Below are 16,519 nucleotides of genomic sequence, written 5' to 3' on the forward strand. Positions count from 1 at the left end.
CGCGCCGATGGCGGGCCCGTGGCGGGGCCCGCCACACGCAGTCGGCCGCTGTCAGCTGCCGTGCTGGATCTCGACATGCTTGGCCGGCGGCTTCTCGGCGCCCATGCCCACGCTGACCGTGAGCATGCCGTCGGTGTAGTCGGCCTTGACGTCGTCCTCATCGGCGCCCGGCGGCAGCGTCACGCTGCGGCTCATCACGCCGTACCGGATCTCGCTGTGGTTCTTGTCCACTTCCCGTTCGGTGCGTTCGGCCTGGACCGTCAGCACACCGTCGCTGATGAAGACGTCGATGTTCTCGGGCGACATACCCGGAAGCTCCGCCCGCACCACAAAACGGCCGTCCTCCATGTAGTCCTCGATGCGAACCGTGTACAGCTCGCCCATCGTGGGCATCGCGAACCGGGCGGGAAGGCTCTCGAACCAGTCCGGGATCTCCGGGAACGGGAACCTCTGCCCGCGCTTCAGTGTGGCCATCGCGGTACCTCCTCGGTGTGGTCGCCGATGCCGACACACCCAGTCCAGCGCGCATGCCTCCTGATTGCTGAGGCCGAACGGCCCATACCTGGGGTCCCTCCAGTCCCTTTCGCCCGGCCGCCCCGCCCCCTGCCCTCGGTCAGACTGGTGAGCAGTGCGGTGGAAGGGTCGCTGGGCTCGGGCCGGGGACCAATGGCCTCTGGCAGGTCAGCCGTGCCACGGCCTTGAATGAAATCGGCGGCGGCACTGCTCCGCGCCACCGCAGGAAGGAGGCGAAGGCGATGTCCGCTCCCGCGCCGGCGAAGAAGAACGACCGGGCCGTGCCGAGTACCGGCCCCGAGGCGACCGGTACCTCGATGCGCGCCCGCGTCGGCGACGAGATTGTCGTACGCGGCACCACAGCCGGGGGCATCGCCCGCGACGGCGAAATCGTCGGACTGCACCATCCGGACGGCAGTCCGCCCTATGACGTGCGATGGGCCGAAAACGGACGGGCGACCCTGTACTTTCCCGGCCCCGACGCGTACATCAGGCATCCGACGTCCGTACCGCATCCGGCAGGCCCGTCTGCGGACACCTCGTCGGCCCCCGACGAGCTGGTGACCGGAGGCAGTCATGTCCCGGCTCGGTGATCGTCGGCCGATCGTGGTGGGCGTCGATCCCGATCCCGCCCACCGGATGGCGCTGGCCTGGGCGGCCGACGAGGCCGCTCGCCGTCGGCTGCCGTTGCGTCCGGTCCACGTCGAGGGCGTGCCGACCAAGGGCTATGGGAAGCGGGAGATCCCGCCGTCCTGGGAGGAATGGAACGAGGCACTGCACCAAGCCGGCAAGCAGGTGCTCGAAGGGGCCGTGAAGTTCGTCGCGGCGAAGCACCCGCAGCTCGAAGTAGACGCGCTGCTCGCGGAGGGCGACCCCGTGTGGGTGCTGCGCGAGCAGAGCCGCGACGCCACGACCGTCGTGCTGGGCTCGCGACACCTGAGCCGGGCCCAGGATGTGTTCGGCTCCGCCTCGGTCGCCATACCCGTCATGGCCCACGCGCACTGTCCCGTGGTGGTCGTGCCCGAGCCGAAGCACGTCACCCAGGAACCCGCGTAATGGCTGTATGCCGCCAGTCCGGAACCTCACACCGCGAGCGGCAGCGCCACGAGGGCGAGGGCCGTCAGAAAGACACAAAGCCTGCGCTCCAGCCGGTCCACCGGCCGTTCCAGGGGGCTCCGGCCGCCGTCGGGCCTGGGCGGGGTCCGCTTACCGGGCAAGCCGAAGGCCGGCGGCCGGGGAGACGCGGTGTCCGCATGGTACGGCCCTCCGCTCTCGCTTCGTCGGTTCCGTACGACTTCCACCGTCGCATGCCTCGGACCCGCCACGTATGGGCCCCACGGTCCTCGTGAATGCCGTTCGGCCCCAGGAGACGGGGCACTCCCGGGAGTGGGGAATGTGTCGACGAGCGCTCCGGCACATGTCTCTCGCTCTCAGCCGAACAGGCTCGGCACCCGGATCGTTTCGACACGCCGCCACGTGCCGTCGGGCAGCAGCAGCCACTCACCGGCCGCGCATCGGCCACTCCGGCCGATGGAGTCGGCCATCGGCCGGGAGGCCGGGAGCCGCGCCGTCCCGGGCGACGGCAACCGGGCAACGCAGCGGGCACGCTCGGCTCGCGGGGCGACTCGGGTGTGCTTACTCATCGGCCCTCCGTCCGCCTGGGATGCACTCACTGCCTCTGGGGTACGACCACGACCGGGCACTGGCCGTGGTGCAGCACAGCGTGGCTCACACAACCGAGCTGGAACCCGAAGTGGCCCGTCCTGCGCCGTGCGCCGATGATCACGAGATCGGCGGCCGCCGACCGGTCCACCAGGATCTTGCTGGCAGGGCCCTCGAGCGTCGCTCGGCGCGTTCGGACGTGTGGATACTCGGCGGTCGCAGCTTTGAGCTGAGCGTCGAGAAAGGCGGAGGCTCGCTCCTTGTATACGTCTGTCGGCCCTTCGGCCCGTACCCGCTCGCCGCTCCTGTCATGGGAGGGCTTACGCCAAGCATGTACGACGTCCAGAATGCAGCCGCGCACCTCGGCCTCGCGGAAGGCGAACCGCACGGCCTCCACGCTGGTGTCGGCTTCCCCCAGACCGAGCAGGATCCGCTCATGCGTACCCGCCAGGCCCGCACGATCGCCCCGGACCACGACCACCGGGCAGTGTGCCCGGCCCGCCACGGCCAGGCCGACCGATCCGAGAAGTAGTCCCTTGAGTTCACCGCGGCCGCGCGATCCCCTCACCAGTGCGAAGGCATTGTTGCCCTCGCGCACGAGAACGTCTGCTGCTCCGCCCGGAACGATGTCGGTGGTGACCTTCACATCAGAGTTGCGCCGCTCGGCGCGTTCGGCCGCAGAGGCCACTATGTGCTCAGCCAGCACCCGTTCGGAAGGTCGCCCCTGGCCCACCGACGGGAGGCCACCCTCGTAGCGCGCCCACAGGGAGGCGTAGACGAGCCTCAGCGGAAGACCGTGGCGTTCGGCCTCGTCCAGGGCCCAGCCGACCGCCAGCAGACACGAGTCCGAGCCGTCGACGCCCACCACCAGAGGAAGCGTCATCCTGCCCACCACCTTTCACGGGGCCGCCACCTCGTGCAGCACATGGGGGTGAACTTCACCGTGGCACTCCGCCGTTGGAGTTACGAGGGGCGCTTCGGCCCGCGTCGGAGGACCTTTGGCCCCCGTTCGCCTGCCGGGCCTGGAGCTTTGTGTGAGAAACCACCACTAGTGGTTCCGTGCGTATGCCTGTCGGACGGAGGCGGCAACGGCGGTCGGTCAGTTCGGGGAGGGCCGACCGCACCGCTTCGCTCAGGCCCGCGCCGAGTGCGACGTCGGCCACCTCCACGGCGTGCACGACGAGCCTGTGGGGCAGCTGGTCCAGGGCCTCCGCCAGGGCGAGGCACTCCCCCAGGCCCAAGGCATGTGTGCTCGCCGTACCCACTGCGTGGCAGGCCGCTTCCACCGGTGTCAGGGTGTGCACCTCACCCGGCCTGGCCGGATGTGCACGCAGGGCTTCCACGACGACCACGGTGTCCGCACCCCGCCACAGGTCGAGCATGCGTGCGGGTTCACCGTCGCTGACCACCAGGACGGTGCCCTGCGGAACACGGCCCCGCAGTGCCTCCACCGCTGCCGGGCCGATCCCGTCGTCACCGCGCAGAGGATTGCCCACACCGATCACCAGCACCCGGCCGCTCATCTGCGCTCCACTGTCAGGTCGAGGAAGTGCGCGGCACAGGAGATGCAGGGATCGTGATTGCGGATGGCCCGTTCGCACAAGTGGGTGAGCTCCTCGTCTTCTGCGGCGGGCCCGGCCCTGTCCAGGCGCGCCTGAACCGCTCTGCGCACGTCCTCCTCGATGGCCGTCTGGTTCTGGGCCGTGGGCGGAATGATGCGGGCCTCGGTGAGCGTGCCGTCCTCCGCGAGGGCGTAGCGGTGATAGAGCAGGCCCCGGGGCGCCTCGGTGGCCCCGGCGCCGACCGCCTTGCGTGGCGGTACCTCGACGGCCGGTCGGAGAGGTTGTTCGTACCCGTCGATGATCCGCAGGGCTTCCTCGACGGCATGCACCACCTCCACGGCGCGTACGACGATGCTTCGGAAGGGGTTGTCGCAGATCGCGCCGGCGGCGGGGTCGCCCAGCCCGGCGTCCCGCGCCGCCTCGCCCGCCGCGGGATGCAGCCACCGGCCGTTGATCGCGTAGCGCGCCAGCGGACCGGTCAGGAAGCGGCGTCCGTCGAGAGTGGCGGTCAGGGCAGTGGAGTACGGCACCTGCCCTTCCTGGACGTGCTGTTCGAAGTCGGACACGGTGAACTCGCGGAGCGCCGGACTTCCGCCGTGGGCGGCCATGACCGCCGGCGTTCCGGAGTCGATGGCGTAGCGGCCGGGGTCACGCAGTGCGAGCAGGTCGTGGTCGCACACGGTGTCGGGAAAGTCGAACGCGGCCACCCAGCGGACGGTCTCCAGCGCGTCCTCTCGGGCCTGCCGGAGCCGTTCCGCCAGCAGGCCAAGCTCCTGCGGCGTCGGCGTCCGGTAGAAGCCACCGACGCGGACGTTGACCGGGTGGATGGGACGGCCGCCGAGCTGTTCGAGGATCGCGTTACCGGTCTGCTTGAGCCTCAGCCCGCGCTCCACGGCGGCACGTTGGTCGCGGGCCAGCCCCACCACGTCCGCATGGCCGAGGAAATCCGGAGCGTGCAGCAGATAGATGTGCAGGGTGTGACTCTCGATCCACTCGCCGCAGTACAGCAGGCGCCGCAGTTCCGCGAGCGGACCGTCCACCGTGACCCAGCAGGCGTTCTCGATCGCCTGGCAGGCGCTCATCTGATAGGCGACCGGGCAGATGCCACAGATGCGAGCCGTGATGTCGGGGGGTTCGGTATGGGCCCGGCCGGTCAGGAAGGCCTCGAAGAACCGTGGCGGTTCGTAGATGCGCAGCCGTGTCTCGGCGACAGTCCCCCCGTCGACGCGTAGGTGCAGGGCGGCCTCGCCTTCCACCCTGGCCAGCGCGTCCAGTCGCAGGACACGGGTTCCACGATGGTTCATGCGGGCCTTTCCGGGCGGGTTTCCGTCGTGGCCCGAGGGCTGTCCTGCTCCTCGGCCGCGAGGTCGGGTACGGGGGCATATTCCGGCGACGCGGCGTTGAAGGTACGGAAGACACGCTGGATGTCCCGCTCACTCATCCCGTCGTGGCGCAACTGCGCGACCATGGAGCGCAGGTTGGGTCGGCTAGTCGGTCCGAAGCAGCCATAGCACCCGCGCCCGTAGGCGGGGCAGATGGCGCCGCAACCGGCGTGCGTGACCGGGCCCAGACAGGGGGTGCCGTGGGCCACGGTGATGCAGATAATGCCGCGCCTCTTGCACTCGAAGCAGACACTGTGGCTGGGGATCCGGGGTTTGCGTCCGGCCACGTAGGCGGTGATGACTTCGAGCAGCTGGCGGCGGTCGATGGGGCAGCCGCGCAGTTCGAAGTCGACCGGGACGTGGGCCGAGATCGGTGTCGAGGTCTCCAGCGTGGAGATGTACTCGGGCTGGGCGTAGACCGCGGCAAGGAACTCGTCGACCTCGGCGAAGTTGCGCAGTGCCTGGATGCCGCCCGCGGTGGCGCAGGCTCCGATGGTCACCAAATACCTGGAGACGCTGCGGATGTGCTGGATCCGCTCGGCGTCCTCGGCGGTGGTGATCGATCCTTCGACCAGGGAGAGGTCGTACGGGCCCCGGCCGTCCAGCCGCGCGCGCTCCCCGCCGGCGCCCTCGACCGGGGTCATCTCCAGGAAGTGGTCGATCCGTACTCGCTCGGTGAGGTCGAGGAGTTCGTCCTCGCAGTCGAGCAGGGTCAGCTGGCAGCCGTCGCAAGAGGCGAATTTCCACACGGCGAGCGTGGGCCGTGGGTCAGTGGCAGGTCCGGCTTCGGTGGCCATGTCACAACTCCCTCACGAGGAGCAGTGGTGCCACGCGGTCGTAGCCGACGACCGGTCCGTCGCGGCACAGCAGGAGTGGGCCGAGCTGGCAGTGGCCGCAATGGCCGGTGGCGCAGTGCATGTTGCGTTCCAAGGACACCTGAACGCGCTGCGGGACCAGGCCCCGGACCAAGAGGGCGCGTGCGGTGTGCCGCATCATCACCTCGGGCCCGCACACGAGCGCGCAGGTCCGTTCGGGCCGCAGGTCGAGGCGGTCCAGGAGCGTGGTGACCACACCCACCGCACCGTGCCACCCCGGGCCGGGGCGGTCGACGGTCACCTCCACCCGGGCCGGACCGCGCCAGCTCTCGATCTCGTCGCGGTAGACCAGATCGGCAGGGGTACGGGCGCCCACCAGGACCGCGAGCCGACCGTACGCGGCAGGCCGGTCCAGGACCGCGTGCACAACCGGCCGGAGCGGAGCCAGCCCGATGCCGCCGGCGATCACCAGCACATCGTGGCCGACCGCCGCATCAAGGTCCCAGCCGGTACCGTACGGCCCGCTGAACCCGACGGTGTCGCCCGGGCGCATTCGGAACAGCGCGGTCGAGACCGCACCCACCGCGCGCACGGTGTGCACGAGACCTCCATGGCGGCCGCGCAGGGCGCTGGCCGAGATGGGCACCTCGCCGACCCCGAACGCGTAGATCATCGCGAACTGCCCCGGTGCGAAGGACGGGAGTTCCCGTCCGACCGGCACGAGTTCGATCGATCGGGTGTCGGCGGTCTCGGCCCAGGTGTCGGCGACGCGGTACGGAAGCGGGGGCGCCACGGTGCTCATGGTGGCCCACCTCCCAGCAGCCGTTCGACCGCAGCGGAGTCCGGGGAGACGGAAAGCCCGGTCACGACGCCGCCCCCTCCGGTGCCCCGGACCGTGTCCAGTCGTGCAGGGCGGCGGCTTCCTGGGTGATGTCGATGCCGACCGGGCACCACACGATGCAGCGGCCGCAGCCCACGCAGCCGGACGATCCGAACTGGTCGTGCCAGGTACCGAGCTTGTGGGTCATCCACTGCCGGTAGCGGCTGCGCGAGGAGGCGCGGACCGGGCCGCCGTGCAAGTGGGAGAAGTCCAGATCGAAGCACGAGTCCCACAGCCGCCACCGCTCCGCGTGGTCGCCGGTGAGGTCGGTGACGTCCTCGGTGGTGGTGCAGAAGCAGGTGGGGCACACCATGGTGCAGTTTCCGCAGGTCAGGCACCGTCCGGCGACGTCGTCCCAGCGGGGCGCGTCGAGTGTTCCTGCCATCAGTTCCCGCAGATCGGCCTCGGGCATGGTCCGTCCCATGCGGTCCGCGGCGGCCGTGACACCTGCGCGGGCCGTATCCCGGGTTTCGGGGTCGGCCGGACGAGCGGGCAGTTCGGCCAGGATCTCCGCACCTTCCTGGCTGCCGCCGCGGATCCAGAAGCGGTGCCCGTCCTCATCGACCACTTCGGTCATCTCCAAGTCGTAGCCGGGGCCGGCGGCGGGTCCGGTGCCCATCGAGACGCAGAAGCAGGTGGCGCCTGGCTCCGTGCACTCGACCACGATCAGCAGTGCCCCGGAGCGCCGCCCCGCGTAGACGGGGTCGCGGTACGCCCCACCGGTCAGTACCCGGTCCTGGATGGCGATGGCCCGCAGGTCGCAGGGACGCACGCCGAGAAAGGCGTACCGGGGAGGCGCGGCCTGGTCGGCCGTGAGGACCAACTCGCCCTCCACTCGGTCGGCGCTCCACTCCCGCTTCGTGTACTTGCTTCCCACCTGGTGCTACTTCCTCTGGAACCTTAGGTCCCAGTCTCCAGGTGTCCGCGATCAAGGGGAAGCTTCAATCAAGGGGAAGCCCCCGATCCCCACACACCAGGCTGCCACGACGCCAGTTACGGCAGCGTCGGACGCTGCGCAGCCACCGGCCCAGGGCCGAACGCCGGCCGTCCTCTCCTGGTCCCGGCGGCGGGAACGGGGGAAGCGGTGGCGTGGCCCTGCCATCCCCCGATCATCACCACTGGCTTCCCGCTTCTAACCCAGGGCGGGATAGTCGCCAGCGGCGAGGTCCGCGATCAGGCTCGGGTGGGTGGGCTCCCAGCCGAACCGCCTCTGGGTCAGTGCACTCGAGGATGGCATGTCGAGCGCGAACAAGCGGCCTATGAGACCGAAACTACCAGGCGATACCGACTCGACCGGCACCGCGAGCACGCCGCCGATAGCCTCGGCCAGCGACCGCATTGTGTCGCCCTCGTCGGCTACCGCGTGTAGGACCGTGCCGGGTGCAGCGTCCTCGAGTGCGATGCGGAACAGCCGGGCGGCGTCGAGCCGGTTGACTGCTGGCCAGCGCTGCGTGCCATCGCCGACGTACGCTGACACGCCCGTTTTCTGCGCGGCGGCGATGAGCACCGAGCAGAAGCCGTATTGCGACGCGCGCTGATGCACGGAGCGCGGCAGCCGTACGACAGAGGAGCGGACGCCCTGGTCGGCAAGGGCCAGCACCATCTGTGAATTGAGGCCGCGGCCACCGACGGGACCGTTGGTGGTGTCGGGGTCCTCCTCGGTGGAGGTGTGGCCCGGCACCATCGGCGTGAGGCCGGCATGCACGAACGGCTTGCCGCTGCCTGCGAGTGCGGCCGCGAAGGTCTGCAGGGCTTGTGTCTCCGCGTCGATGCACGGCCCCAAGTTGCTCCAGTCGTTCCCAAAGGCCAGGTTGATGACGCCTTCTGCCTGGGCGACGCCAGCACGGAGGCTGTCCAGGTCGGTGAGGTCGCCACGGAGCGGCGCCCCGCCCGCGACGGAAACGGCCGCGGCTGCGGCATCGGAACGGACGAGGCCGAGGACCTCGTGACCAGCAGCGATGAGTTCGGGAACTACGACTGAGCCGATGCTGCCGCTGGCTCCTGTAACGAACACGCGCATGGGAGGCTCCAGATGACTGCTGCGACGCTGCGTCGCAGGAAAGGAACTGACGGCCGAGCCGCTCGGGTCGGCGACGCTCACCTCTGAAATTCCCCCCGAGGCGACCGCATCTCATCGACCCCACTCAGCATTCTAACAATGCATACATGCCGTTATGCTGCATTGCGCGCTGTACAGGTGCTGCTCCGATGTGCGTAGGCCCACCGCCAACGTGCTGCCCTATAACAGTAGGAACCCTAGCTGGTTCGGGGAAAACGGGTGCAGCTGGCTTCTCAGCTGCCAAGGTCTCCTTGGCGGACTCGTTTACCCGCTGGCGCGAGGGGATCATTACCTCGTCGGCAGTCCCCAGCCGCTACGACGATTTAGCGTGCATTTCCGCAGAACGAGAATCCACCTCACCAAAGAAATCGAACCATTCAGATGGGACCAGGGAAGATGAATGACGTCAAGCCGTCTTCCGAGGATCTGGCGATCGTTGAGCAGCCGAACAATTACTACGTCCAGTCGGATCAGCACAACGACGCCAAGCGCTTCAGTGAGTTCCTCGCCGAGGACTTTATCGTGCAGACTCCGGGCGTCACGCGGAACCGTGCCGAGTTCTTGGAGTACATAGCTAAGCCACGTCCTTTCAAGGATCTTTCGGTACATGACGTCAAGATCCGAATCCTCAGTGACGTTGCGCTAATCCATGGCCGCAGCACGTACACCGTGCTCGCTGATGGATCTGAGCAAGAAGCCCTGTACACGGACACGTATCAGAAGCGTGGGGGGGACCTGGGTCTGCGTGTCAGCCTGGGCGATCGCGCCGGGCACCTGATCGCCGCCGGGCAGTGGCAGCCACCTCAGCTCACGGCATCGATGAGATGAAGAGCACCCGCGACAGCTGGTAGCGCGGTCCGAACCTGACGCAATTCGGGGTGCCGTCGCCGGGGCTGTCCCGCGACGACACCCCGTCACCTCGGCTTGCGTGAGATGTCGTCCGCGGCTTCACTGCATGCGGATGATCGTCTTTCCGTTGACTTTCTGGGCCGGGTTGAAGGCGGCGACAGCGTCGTCGAGGTTCGCGACCTGGCCGATATGCGTCCGCAGACGTCCTTCCCGTACCCGCCGGGCGATCTCGCCCAGCTGGGCGCGGTCGGAGACGACAACGAAGTCGGCCGCCAGGCCGTCGGCCGGCCGCACCTCCGGCGGGCCGGTGACGGTGACGAATGTTCCTCCACCTCGCACCAGCCGGGCCGATCGAGCGCCGATGTCGCCGCCGAATACGTCGAAGACGAAGTCGACTCCGCCGACGTCTTCCAGCGTGTCGTTGTCGAGGTCGACGAACTCGTGCGCGCCGAAGTCGAGTGCGCTCTGGTGGTGGGCGGCGCGTCCGGTGCCGATGACGTGCGCACCGGCCTCTCGCGCGAGCTGAGCCACCATCGATCCGACCGCGCCGGCGGCGCCGTGCACGAGCACGCTCTGCCCCACCGAGAGGTGCCCGTGCTCGAACAGTCCCTGCCAGGCAGTCAGGCCCGTCATCGCGACGCTCGCGCCGACCGTGAAGTCGATGTCGCCGGGCAGCGGCGCGAGGTTGCGCGCCTCGACGACGACGTACTGCGCGAGGGTGCCGTCGCGGGTCCAGTCCGTGAGGCCGAACACGCGCTGCCCGACCGACAGCCCTGCCGTTCCATAGGTGAGAGAGGTGACCACTCCGGCCACCTCGTGTCCGGGGATCGAGGGCGTCCGATTCCGGCCGAGGCGATCGACCCAGGTCGAGGGCCACTCCAGCTCGTCCCCGGTGAAACCCGACGCATGAACTTCGACGACGACGTCGCCGTAGTTCGCGCCGTCAAGGCTGGCGAGGCGCGCCGTCTCCGGATCGGGTCGTTCAGCCAGCGTCATCCCGGCGGTTCCGGCGTCGGGGTCAGTGACCACGATCGCTTTCATTTGTGTTTCCTCCTTCTGTACAAGCTCTGTCCGTTCCCGTCGCGAGGTGGACGGGAACGGTGTGCGTGCCGGGCGCCACAACGTGTTCGGCCGGTTGGGCAGGGTCGTCGCGGCCGTGGCACAGACCCTGCAGGGTCACCTTCGCGTCGATGGGAAAGCCCGGCTGCCGCTGCAGGCAGTGGTTGGGAGGCCGCTCGCCTCGCTGGTCCGATCTCGTGATGAGTTTCGCCGGTATCGCCACCCACTCAGTCGCGTGCGTAGCTGCTCCGGCCCGCCGCTGCTCATTACTGCCCGGCGCTAGTGGGCAGCGGGCGCAGGGACGGCTCCGTTTCGGTCGACGCGGCCGACAGATGGCACGCGTCCAAGTCCCGTCACTGCATGGCCACGCCGATGCGCAGTCTCGCGGCTCGTGCCCCGCGCGCACCGTGGCCCACCATCGGGATCGGTCGGTGGCAGGGCGCGTCATGCTGGCATGAGCACGATCTTCTTACCGCCGGCCCGTCCGGCAACCACTCGGGTGAATGCGGCCGGGCCTTCGCTGAGCGGCAGGGGTTCTGGTGCGAGTTTCAAGGTTCCAGCCGCGGCCTGCTCCGCCAGCTGGGCAAGCTGCGCGGCGTTGGGCTCGATGTAGAGGTCCCAACTCGTGATGCCTCGTTCCTCCGGAGGCGCGTCCGAGGTCAGGGAGCACAGCCGGCCGCCGTCACGCACCAAAGGCAGGGCTGCGGCCGCCGTGCCGGCGGCGATGATGAGGGCAGCGTCGAACCCGCCGCGTACCTCGGTCGACCAGTGCGGATCGTGGTAGTCGACGACCTCCATCGCTCCCAGACCGAGCAGACGCTCTGCAGCGGTAGCAGACGCGGTCGCGGTTACCTCGATGCCCTGGGCCGCGGCGAGTTGGACGGCCAGGGCTCCGGTGCCCCCGCCTCCGTTGGTGATCAGGAGCCGCTGTCCTCGGCTGAGGTCCAGCTTCTCCAAAGCCTGCAGCGCGGTGAGCCCGTTGACAGGCAGTGCCGCTGCGTGTGCCGCGTCCAAGCCTGGTGGGCAGGCCGCCGCGTGATCCGCGTTGATCAGAACGCGTTCGGCCCAGAAGCCGCTTCCTCCGGGCAGCGGGGCTTCGTGCGTGAGCACCCGGTCGCCCACGGCAAACTGGGTGACACCCGCACCGACGGCCAGCACCTTGCCTGCGCCCTCCACTCCCAGCGCCGCAGGAGGGCGCAGCCCCACGTCCCAACGAGCGTCGATTTCCAGTTCGTCCCACGGTCCGACCCCGGCGGCCTCAACCGCGACCAGGATCTGGCCCGGCTCGGGAGATGACGGTTCGGGCAGTTCCAGCAGGGCGACTTCCGTCTCTGCCCTGGACACTCCGCACGCCTTCATAGTGGATCTTTGTCCTCTCACTCGGTCCGGCCGACCAGGGGTACGGGCCGGGAACCCAAATCCGGCAGTGGTGCCGAATAGGGGCATTCCGCACGCCTTCACAGTAGATCTTTGTCCTCGCGCTCAGTTCGACCGACTGGTTCCAGGTCCCCAGCGCTTCGGGCAGCAGCGTTGCCGCCGGCGCCAGGTTCCGCGCCGCTTCGTGCTGCGCTGTTCGACGACCTCACGGTGCGGGTCGGAGAAGCCGTTGCCGGGCAAGCCGGAGGTCCGCCGACGCCGTTGGATCATTCGGATCACCGACGACCGGGGGCGCCGACCGGTGACCGGCGGCGCTGGCCGCCGGTCTGGCTCTCCGGGGTGGGTCGGCCTCGAGGACCAGCGGCGTCCGCAGCCTGCGGACTTCGGCCCCGGTCGTTCCCGGTGCCGTCGTTGGTCAGACGAACGTGAACAGCTGGTCGGTTTCGAAGCGTGAAATCGGGCTGTTGTATACCTTCGCGGGGTCGGGGTAGCCGAGGGCCAGCAGCACGGTCGTGGTGTGTCCGGTTTCGCGGATCTTGAACGCCTTGTCGACACTGGTCGGGTCGAACCCTTCGAGGGGCATGGCTTCGACGCCGAGCTCAGCAGCCGCCATCATGGTCAGACCCATCGCGAGGTAGGTCTGCTTTTCCATCCAGTGGTTCAGGTCCTTGTAGCCGTAGTTGCGCAGGTTGAGGAAGTCGCGGGTCATGGACTCCCACCGCGCCTGCTTTGCCGGGTCGGGGAACCGGCCGTCGGCCCGCTCCTTGTCGAACACGGCCTGGAGGTGGCCTCCGGGAAGATCCGCCCTGGTGGTGAGTATGACGGTGTGTGAGGCGTTCAGGATCTTCTCGCTGTTGTCCTGGAATCGTTCGCCGAGGTTGGCCGCCAGCCGCTCCTTGCCTTCGGGCGTGGCGAGGACGTAGAAGTGGTTGGGCTGCACGTTCGTCGACGACGGCGTCGAGCGCAGGAATCCCAGCAGTTGCTGGAGTGTCTCCTCGGGGATCGTCTTGCTGGGGTCGAAGTACCTGGTGAGGTGCTTGTTCATGAGCTTGCCGAGATCCATGTCATCCTGCCTTTGTCTTGTGATCACGAGATGAAAAGTCAGTGATTCGTGCTGATCGGGTTAGTTCTTGCTGCGGGCCAGCAGTTCGTTGACGCGGGCGAAGTTCATGCCCGTCGTCGCCGAGGCGAGGTCGCCCGCGAGGAGTGCCTTCGCGGCCTCTTCGACCGCTCCCATCGCGTGGGCGTAGAGCAACGGACCCAAGCTGATGCGCTTGACTCCTGCCTGCTGCAGTTCAGCGACGGTGAGCACTTTGTCCGACGGAGACACCAGGACGCTGACCGGTGTCGGGGCGACAGCGGTGACGATCGCGACGAGTGCGTCGCGGTCGGGTGGGAATGGCGCGTAGACCACATCTGCGCCCACCTCAGCGAAGGCCGTCAGACGCCGAATGGTGTCGTCGAGATCCGGTCGCCCCTGGATGAAGTTGTCGGTGCGGCCGGTAACGACGATGCGTCCCTTCGAAGCGTCAACGGCGCTACGTACGCGACTGACTGCTTCGTCGAAGTCGCGGATCGGCATATCGGGATCGCCCGAGGTGTCCTCCACCCCGATCCCGGCCAGGCCGGACTCCACGGCGGCCTCAACGGTCGCGGCGACGTCCTCAGGCGTGTCGCCGTATCCGTCCTCGAAGTCTCCGTTGACGGGCAGCCTGGTGAGGCGGCCGAGCAGCCGTGCATGCTCAAGGTGCTCTTCGCGGGTGACTTGGTGACGCCCGTCGAGGCGGCCGAGCGTGGCGGCGATCGCCGCAGACGATGTCGCGATCGCCTCGAAGCCGGCATCGGCCAGCATCAGCGCCGAGAGGCCGTCCCAGGCGTTGGGCATGACGAGGCCACCGTCGCGGGTGTGCAGCGCCATGAATTGCTCATAGAGTTCGGAGCCCGGCATGTCGAGCCTTCCTGAATGATCGTTGACTCAGTGGGGGGTGCCGACTGCGTGCCTGAGCCGCGTCGAGGGTTCCAAAGAACAACCGGCGGGTGGGGTGTTGCCGGCGGCCGCGTGGCGCTTCCTGACGCCGCCCGGCCTCAACAGACGCGATGACGCGGGCCGTGGGCGATTCTGCGGACTCGACGAGGCTGGTCCGGCGTGTGCCCTCGTCCACCGGAGTTCCCATGTATCCCGCAGCAAGGTGGTGGGTCTCTCCGCGGGGCCGCCGGGGGGCGGCGGTTCGGGACGCGGGTTCACTGGGGCACGGTCGTATCGACCGAGTCAACGGCGGGGATGTCGAGGTCGGTCTGGTTGACGTTGTTGATGAAGTTGGTGAGCAGGAACTGCACCGCGACCGCGACGATGGCGAGGATCTGCGCGTCGGTGTATCCGGCGCCCCGTACCTCCGCGAGGTCGGTGTCGCTGACCTGGCCGCGACTCTCGACCACCTGCTGCGCGAAGCGAGCGGCCGCGGCACGTTTGGGATCGCCCGAGCTCCCGACGCGGGCGAGCTTGATGTCGTCGTCCGACATGCCACCGAATTCGGTCGCGACGTGGGTGTGCATCGCCAAGCAGTAACCGCAGCCGTTGGCCTGCGACACGGCCAGCGCGATGGTGTGCCGCGTCCTTCCGTCGAGAACCCGGCTCAGGGTGCCTTGCAGAGTCGTGACGACCTCAAGAACGGCCGGATTGGACGCGAGGGTCTTGAACATGTTCGGGACGAAGCCGAGCTGCGCACCAACGTTGCCGAGTATCTGCTGTGCGCCGGCAGGCACGTCCTCTGGAGCGGGAACGTTCAGTCGTGACACGGCGAATCGACCTCCGATCGGGGTGTGAATAGTCGACGAGCCCGAGCCGGGCTCGCAGTGCTTCGGATCTCCGCCGCAGGCTCTTCCTGCGCCGGCCGCAACCTCGACGGTCGCGTCGGTTGCGCCCGGTGGCCTGCGTTGAGAGGGGTGACTCCGTGGGTGCCGAGTTGCGGATCTCTTCATCACCTCGGACACCACATAGAAAGGACTATACAGACCAGAAACGTCTGCGCAACCCGGCTCCCGGAAGGGAAGGGTCCGCCAGATTTGCTGCGGGCGGGTCGAGATCGGGCCTCGTCATTAAATGTGCAGGTCAAAGCTGCAGATGAGCTGCGTTGTGAGCGACTGCGCCAGTCGGACCGCGCGGGCTCGTGTCGGCCTGACTCAATCCGGATCGATTGACTGAGTGGACTATTTAGTCCAAGTTAGGTTGAGGGCTCGGCAGGAACGACGACAAGACCTGCCGGCTCTGCCTGCACCTCCATCTCGCATCCGTCCACGGTGAGGTACTGGTTGACATGGCTGTCGCAGCACAGGTCATCGACGCCAGGGTGTCGCGCCGCCTCGGCGCCTACCTCGATGCGTCACGACCCCGGCCTGCACCGCGCCGGCCCTCTCCGTCACTGCGTCAGGACGGAACCCTGCAGGAGGTTTTCGCCGAGGAGGCCCGGCAAGCCCCGGACCCCGCGGCGGGCGGCCGCGGAACTGGGCGATGTCGGCCAGGTCCGGTCCTGGCTTACAGGCCGCGACGTCATGGATACCTGCGTGAAGAATCACAAGGGCGTCATCTCTCGCCAGTCGGCCTTTATGATCGTATTGGTGCCACAACTGATCCGCCTGGAGATCGAGGCCACCGCGCTTGCGATGCGCTCCACGGCTGAGCAGCACGAGTGAGTAACGTGCCTGAGGGAGACACCGTGTCCGCAACCAGCGATGTTCGCCGCACGCCACGCGGCCTGGAGACCCGTTCACGGATCGTTGATTCGGCGGCCAAGCTGTTTTATGTCAGGGGCGTCAACGCCACCACGCTCGATGACGTCCGGCTGGCGAGCGGAACGAGCAAGTCGCAGTTGTACAACCACTTCGAGGACAAACGCGCGCTGATCCACACCGTGATCGACGTGCAGTCGAAGTTCGTCCTCGCCCGCGAGGAACAGCACCTGCGCGGTGTGAAGACCCTCGCCGGTCTGCGCCGCTGGCGCGACGCCCTGGTCCACGCCAACTCACTGCAGGACGGCTCGTATGGGTGCGCGCTGGGAGCGATGTCGATTGAGCTGTCCGACAACGATGAGCAGTCCCGCCAAGCGCTCAACGCATCATTCGATGCCTGGCAACGGATGCTCGTCGAGACACTGACCCGGCTCCGCGTCCTCGGCGTACTCTCCGAGGACGCCGACCCACAACGCTTGGGCACTGGTCTGCTGGCCGCTCTGCAGGGAGGTTACGTGCTTGCACAGAACGCGCACAGCTCCGAGCCGATGGCCGTCGCGCTGGACATGGCGCTGGACCACATCGCGTTCTTCGCTCGCAACTGAGCCCACCTTCGCGGTTCGAGGAGCGCGTTC

Annotated in this window: 18 protein-coding genes and 1 pseudogene; 5 read left to right on the forward strand and 14 right to left on the reverse strand. The window is 68.2% G+C overall.

Features of this window, described 5'->3' with window-relative positions; all coding sequences use genetic code 11:
• Positions 1–51: 51 nt before the first annotated feature.
• Positions 52–474: an Hsp20/alpha crystallin family protein gene (locus OG568_RS55235; protein WP_266590363.1), complete on the reverse strand. Its 423-nt coding sequence runs from the start codon at positions 472–474 to the stop codon at positions 52–54.
• Positions 475–755: 281 nt separating this feature from the next.
• On the opposite strand from OG568_RS55235, the gene OG568_RS55240 reads away from it, so the two are divergent.
• Entirely contained in the window at positions 756–1,106 is a 351-nt protein-coding gene (locus OG568_RS55240) for a DUF1918 domain-containing protein (protein WP_329537573.1), read from the forward strand.
• Positions 1,090–1,569: a universal stress protein gene (locus tag OG568_RS55245; RefSeq protein ID WP_329537574.1), complete on the forward strand. Its 480-nt coding sequence runs from the start codon at positions 1,090–1,092 to the stop codon at positions 1,567–1,569. The genes OG568_RS55240 and OG568_RS55245 overlap by 17 nt, the downstream gene beginning before the upstream one ends.
• Positions 1,570–1,943: 374 nt before the next feature.
• Here the strand turns inward: OG568_RS55245 and OG568_RS55250 are convergent, their stop codons facing one another.
• The 8 genes and pseudogenes from OG568_RS55250 to OG568_RS55285 form a co-directional block, all read right to left on the reverse strand.
• Positions 1,944–2,156 carry a hypothetical protein gene (locus OG568_RS55250; RefSeq protein ID WP_329537575.1) on the reverse strand — a complete coding sequence of 71 codons (213 nt, stop codon included), beginning with the start codon at positions 2,154–2,156 and terminating at the stop codon, positions 1,944–1,946.
• A gap of 26 nt (positions 2,157–2,182) precedes the next feature.
• A complete protein-coding gene (locus tag OG568_RS55255) occupies positions 2,183–3,058 on the reverse strand; it encodes a universal stress protein (protein ID WP_329537576.1) in 876 nt (291 codons plus the stop codon).
• A gap of 55 nt (positions 3,059–3,113) precedes the next feature.
• The gene (locus OG568_RS55260) at positions 3,114–3,698 is read right to left on the reverse strand and encodes a hydrogenase maturation protease (RefSeq protein ID WP_329537577.1); all 585 of its coding nucleotides are present in this window, start codon (positions 3,696–3,698) and stop codon (positions 3,114–3,116) included.
• Positions 3,695–5,041: a Ni/Fe hydrogenase subunit alpha gene (locus tag OG568_RS55265; protein WP_329537578.1), complete on the reverse strand. Its 1,347-nt coding sequence runs from the start codon at positions 5,039–5,041 to the stop codon at positions 3,695–3,697. Before OG568_RS55265 ends, OG568_RS55260 begins: the two co-directional genes overlap by 4 nt.
• Positions 5,038–5,916: an oxidoreductase gene (locus OG568_RS55270; protein WP_329537579.1), complete on the reverse strand. Its 879-nt coding sequence runs from the start codon at positions 5,914–5,916 to the stop codon at positions 5,038–5,040. The genes OG568_RS55265 and OG568_RS55270 overlap by 4 nt, the downstream gene beginning before the upstream one ends.
• Before the next feature lies 1 nt (position 5,917).
• Positions 5,918–6,736: an FAD/NAD(P)-binding protein gene (locus OG568_RS55275; RefSeq protein ID WP_329537580.1), complete on the reverse strand. Its 819-nt coding sequence runs from the start codon at positions 6,734–6,736 to the stop codon at positions 5,918–5,920.
• Between the two features lie 61 nt (positions 6,737–6,797).
• Positions 6,798–7,670 (reverse strand): annotated as a pseudogene (locus tag OG568_RS55280) (4Fe-4S dicluster domain-containing protein); the annotation flags it as partial.
• A 276-nt stretch (positions 7,671–7,946) separates the two neighbouring features.
• A complete protein-coding gene (locus OG568_RS55285; protein ID WP_329538294.1) occupies positions 7,947–8,834 on the reverse strand; it encodes an SDR family oxidoreductase in 888 nt (295 codons plus the stop codon).
• 435 nt (positions 8,835–9,269) lie between these two features.
• Between OG568_RS55285 and OG568_RS55290 the strand changes: the two genes are divergently transcribed.
• Positions 9,270–9,701, forward strand: a complete 432-nt coding sequence (locus OG568_RS55290) for a nuclear transport factor 2 family protein (RefSeq protein ID WP_329537581.1) — start codon at positions 9,270–9,272, stop codon at positions 9,699–9,701.
• 120 nt (positions 9,702–9,821) lie between these two features.
• Here the strand turns inward: OG568_RS55290 and OG568_RS55295 are convergent, their stop codons facing one another.
• From OG568_RS55295 to OG568_RS55315, 5 genes are all read right to left on the reverse strand, one after another.
• Complete coding sequence (locus OG568_RS55295; protein WP_329537582.1) at positions 9,822–10,763, reverse strand: NADP-dependent oxidoreductase; 942 nt, start codon at positions 10,761–10,763, stop codon at positions 9,822–9,824.
• Between the two features lie 462 nt (positions 10,764–11,225).
• Positions 11,226–12,125: a zinc-binding dehydrogenase gene (locus tag OG568_RS55300; RefSeq protein ID WP_329537583.1), complete on the reverse strand. Its 900-nt coding sequence runs from the start codon at positions 12,123–12,125 to the stop codon at positions 11,226–11,228.
• A gap of 448 nt (positions 12,126–12,573) precedes the next feature.
• A complete protein-coding gene (locus OG568_RS55305) occupies positions 12,574–13,221 on the reverse strand; it encodes a nitroreductase family protein (RefSeq protein WP_054227983.1) in 648 nt (215 codons plus the stop codon).
• Between the two features lie 60 nt (positions 13,222–13,281).
• Positions 13,282–14,106, reverse strand: a complete 825-nt coding sequence (locus OG568_RS55310; protein ID WP_329537584.1) for an isocitrate lyase/PEP mutase family protein — start codon at positions 14,104–14,106, stop codon at positions 13,282–13,284.
• A gap of 293 nt (positions 14,107–14,399) precedes the next feature.
• Positions 14,400–14,954: a carboxymuconolactone decarboxylase family protein gene (locus OG568_RS55315; RefSeq protein ID WP_329537585.1), complete on the reverse strand. Its 555-nt coding sequence runs from the start codon at positions 14,952–14,954 to the stop codon at positions 14,400–14,402.
• 765 nt (positions 14,955–15,719) lie between these two features.
• Here OG568_RS55315 and OG568_RS55320 point away from each other — a divergent pair.
• Together OG568_RS55320 and OG568_RS55325 are read left to right on the forward strand one after the other, a co-directional pair.
• On the forward strand, positions 15,720–15,848 hold the full coding sequence (locus tag OG568_RS55320; RefSeq protein WP_329537587.1) for a hypothetical protein: 129 nt from the start codon (positions 15,720–15,722) through the stop codon (positions 15,846–15,848).
• A 23-nt stretch (positions 15,849–15,871) separates the two neighbouring features.
• Positions 15,872–16,489: a TetR/AcrR family transcriptional regulator gene (locus OG568_RS55325; RefSeq protein ID WP_329537588.1), complete on the forward strand. Its 618-nt coding sequence runs from the start codon at positions 15,872–15,874 to the stop codon at positions 16,487–16,489.
• The last annotated feature ends 30 nt before the right edge of the window (positions 16,490–16,519 follow it).

The organism is Streptomyces sp. NBC_01450 (assembly GCF_036227505.1).
GTDB lineage: Bacteria > Actinomycetota > Actinomycetes > Streptomycetales > Streptomycetaceae > Streptomyces.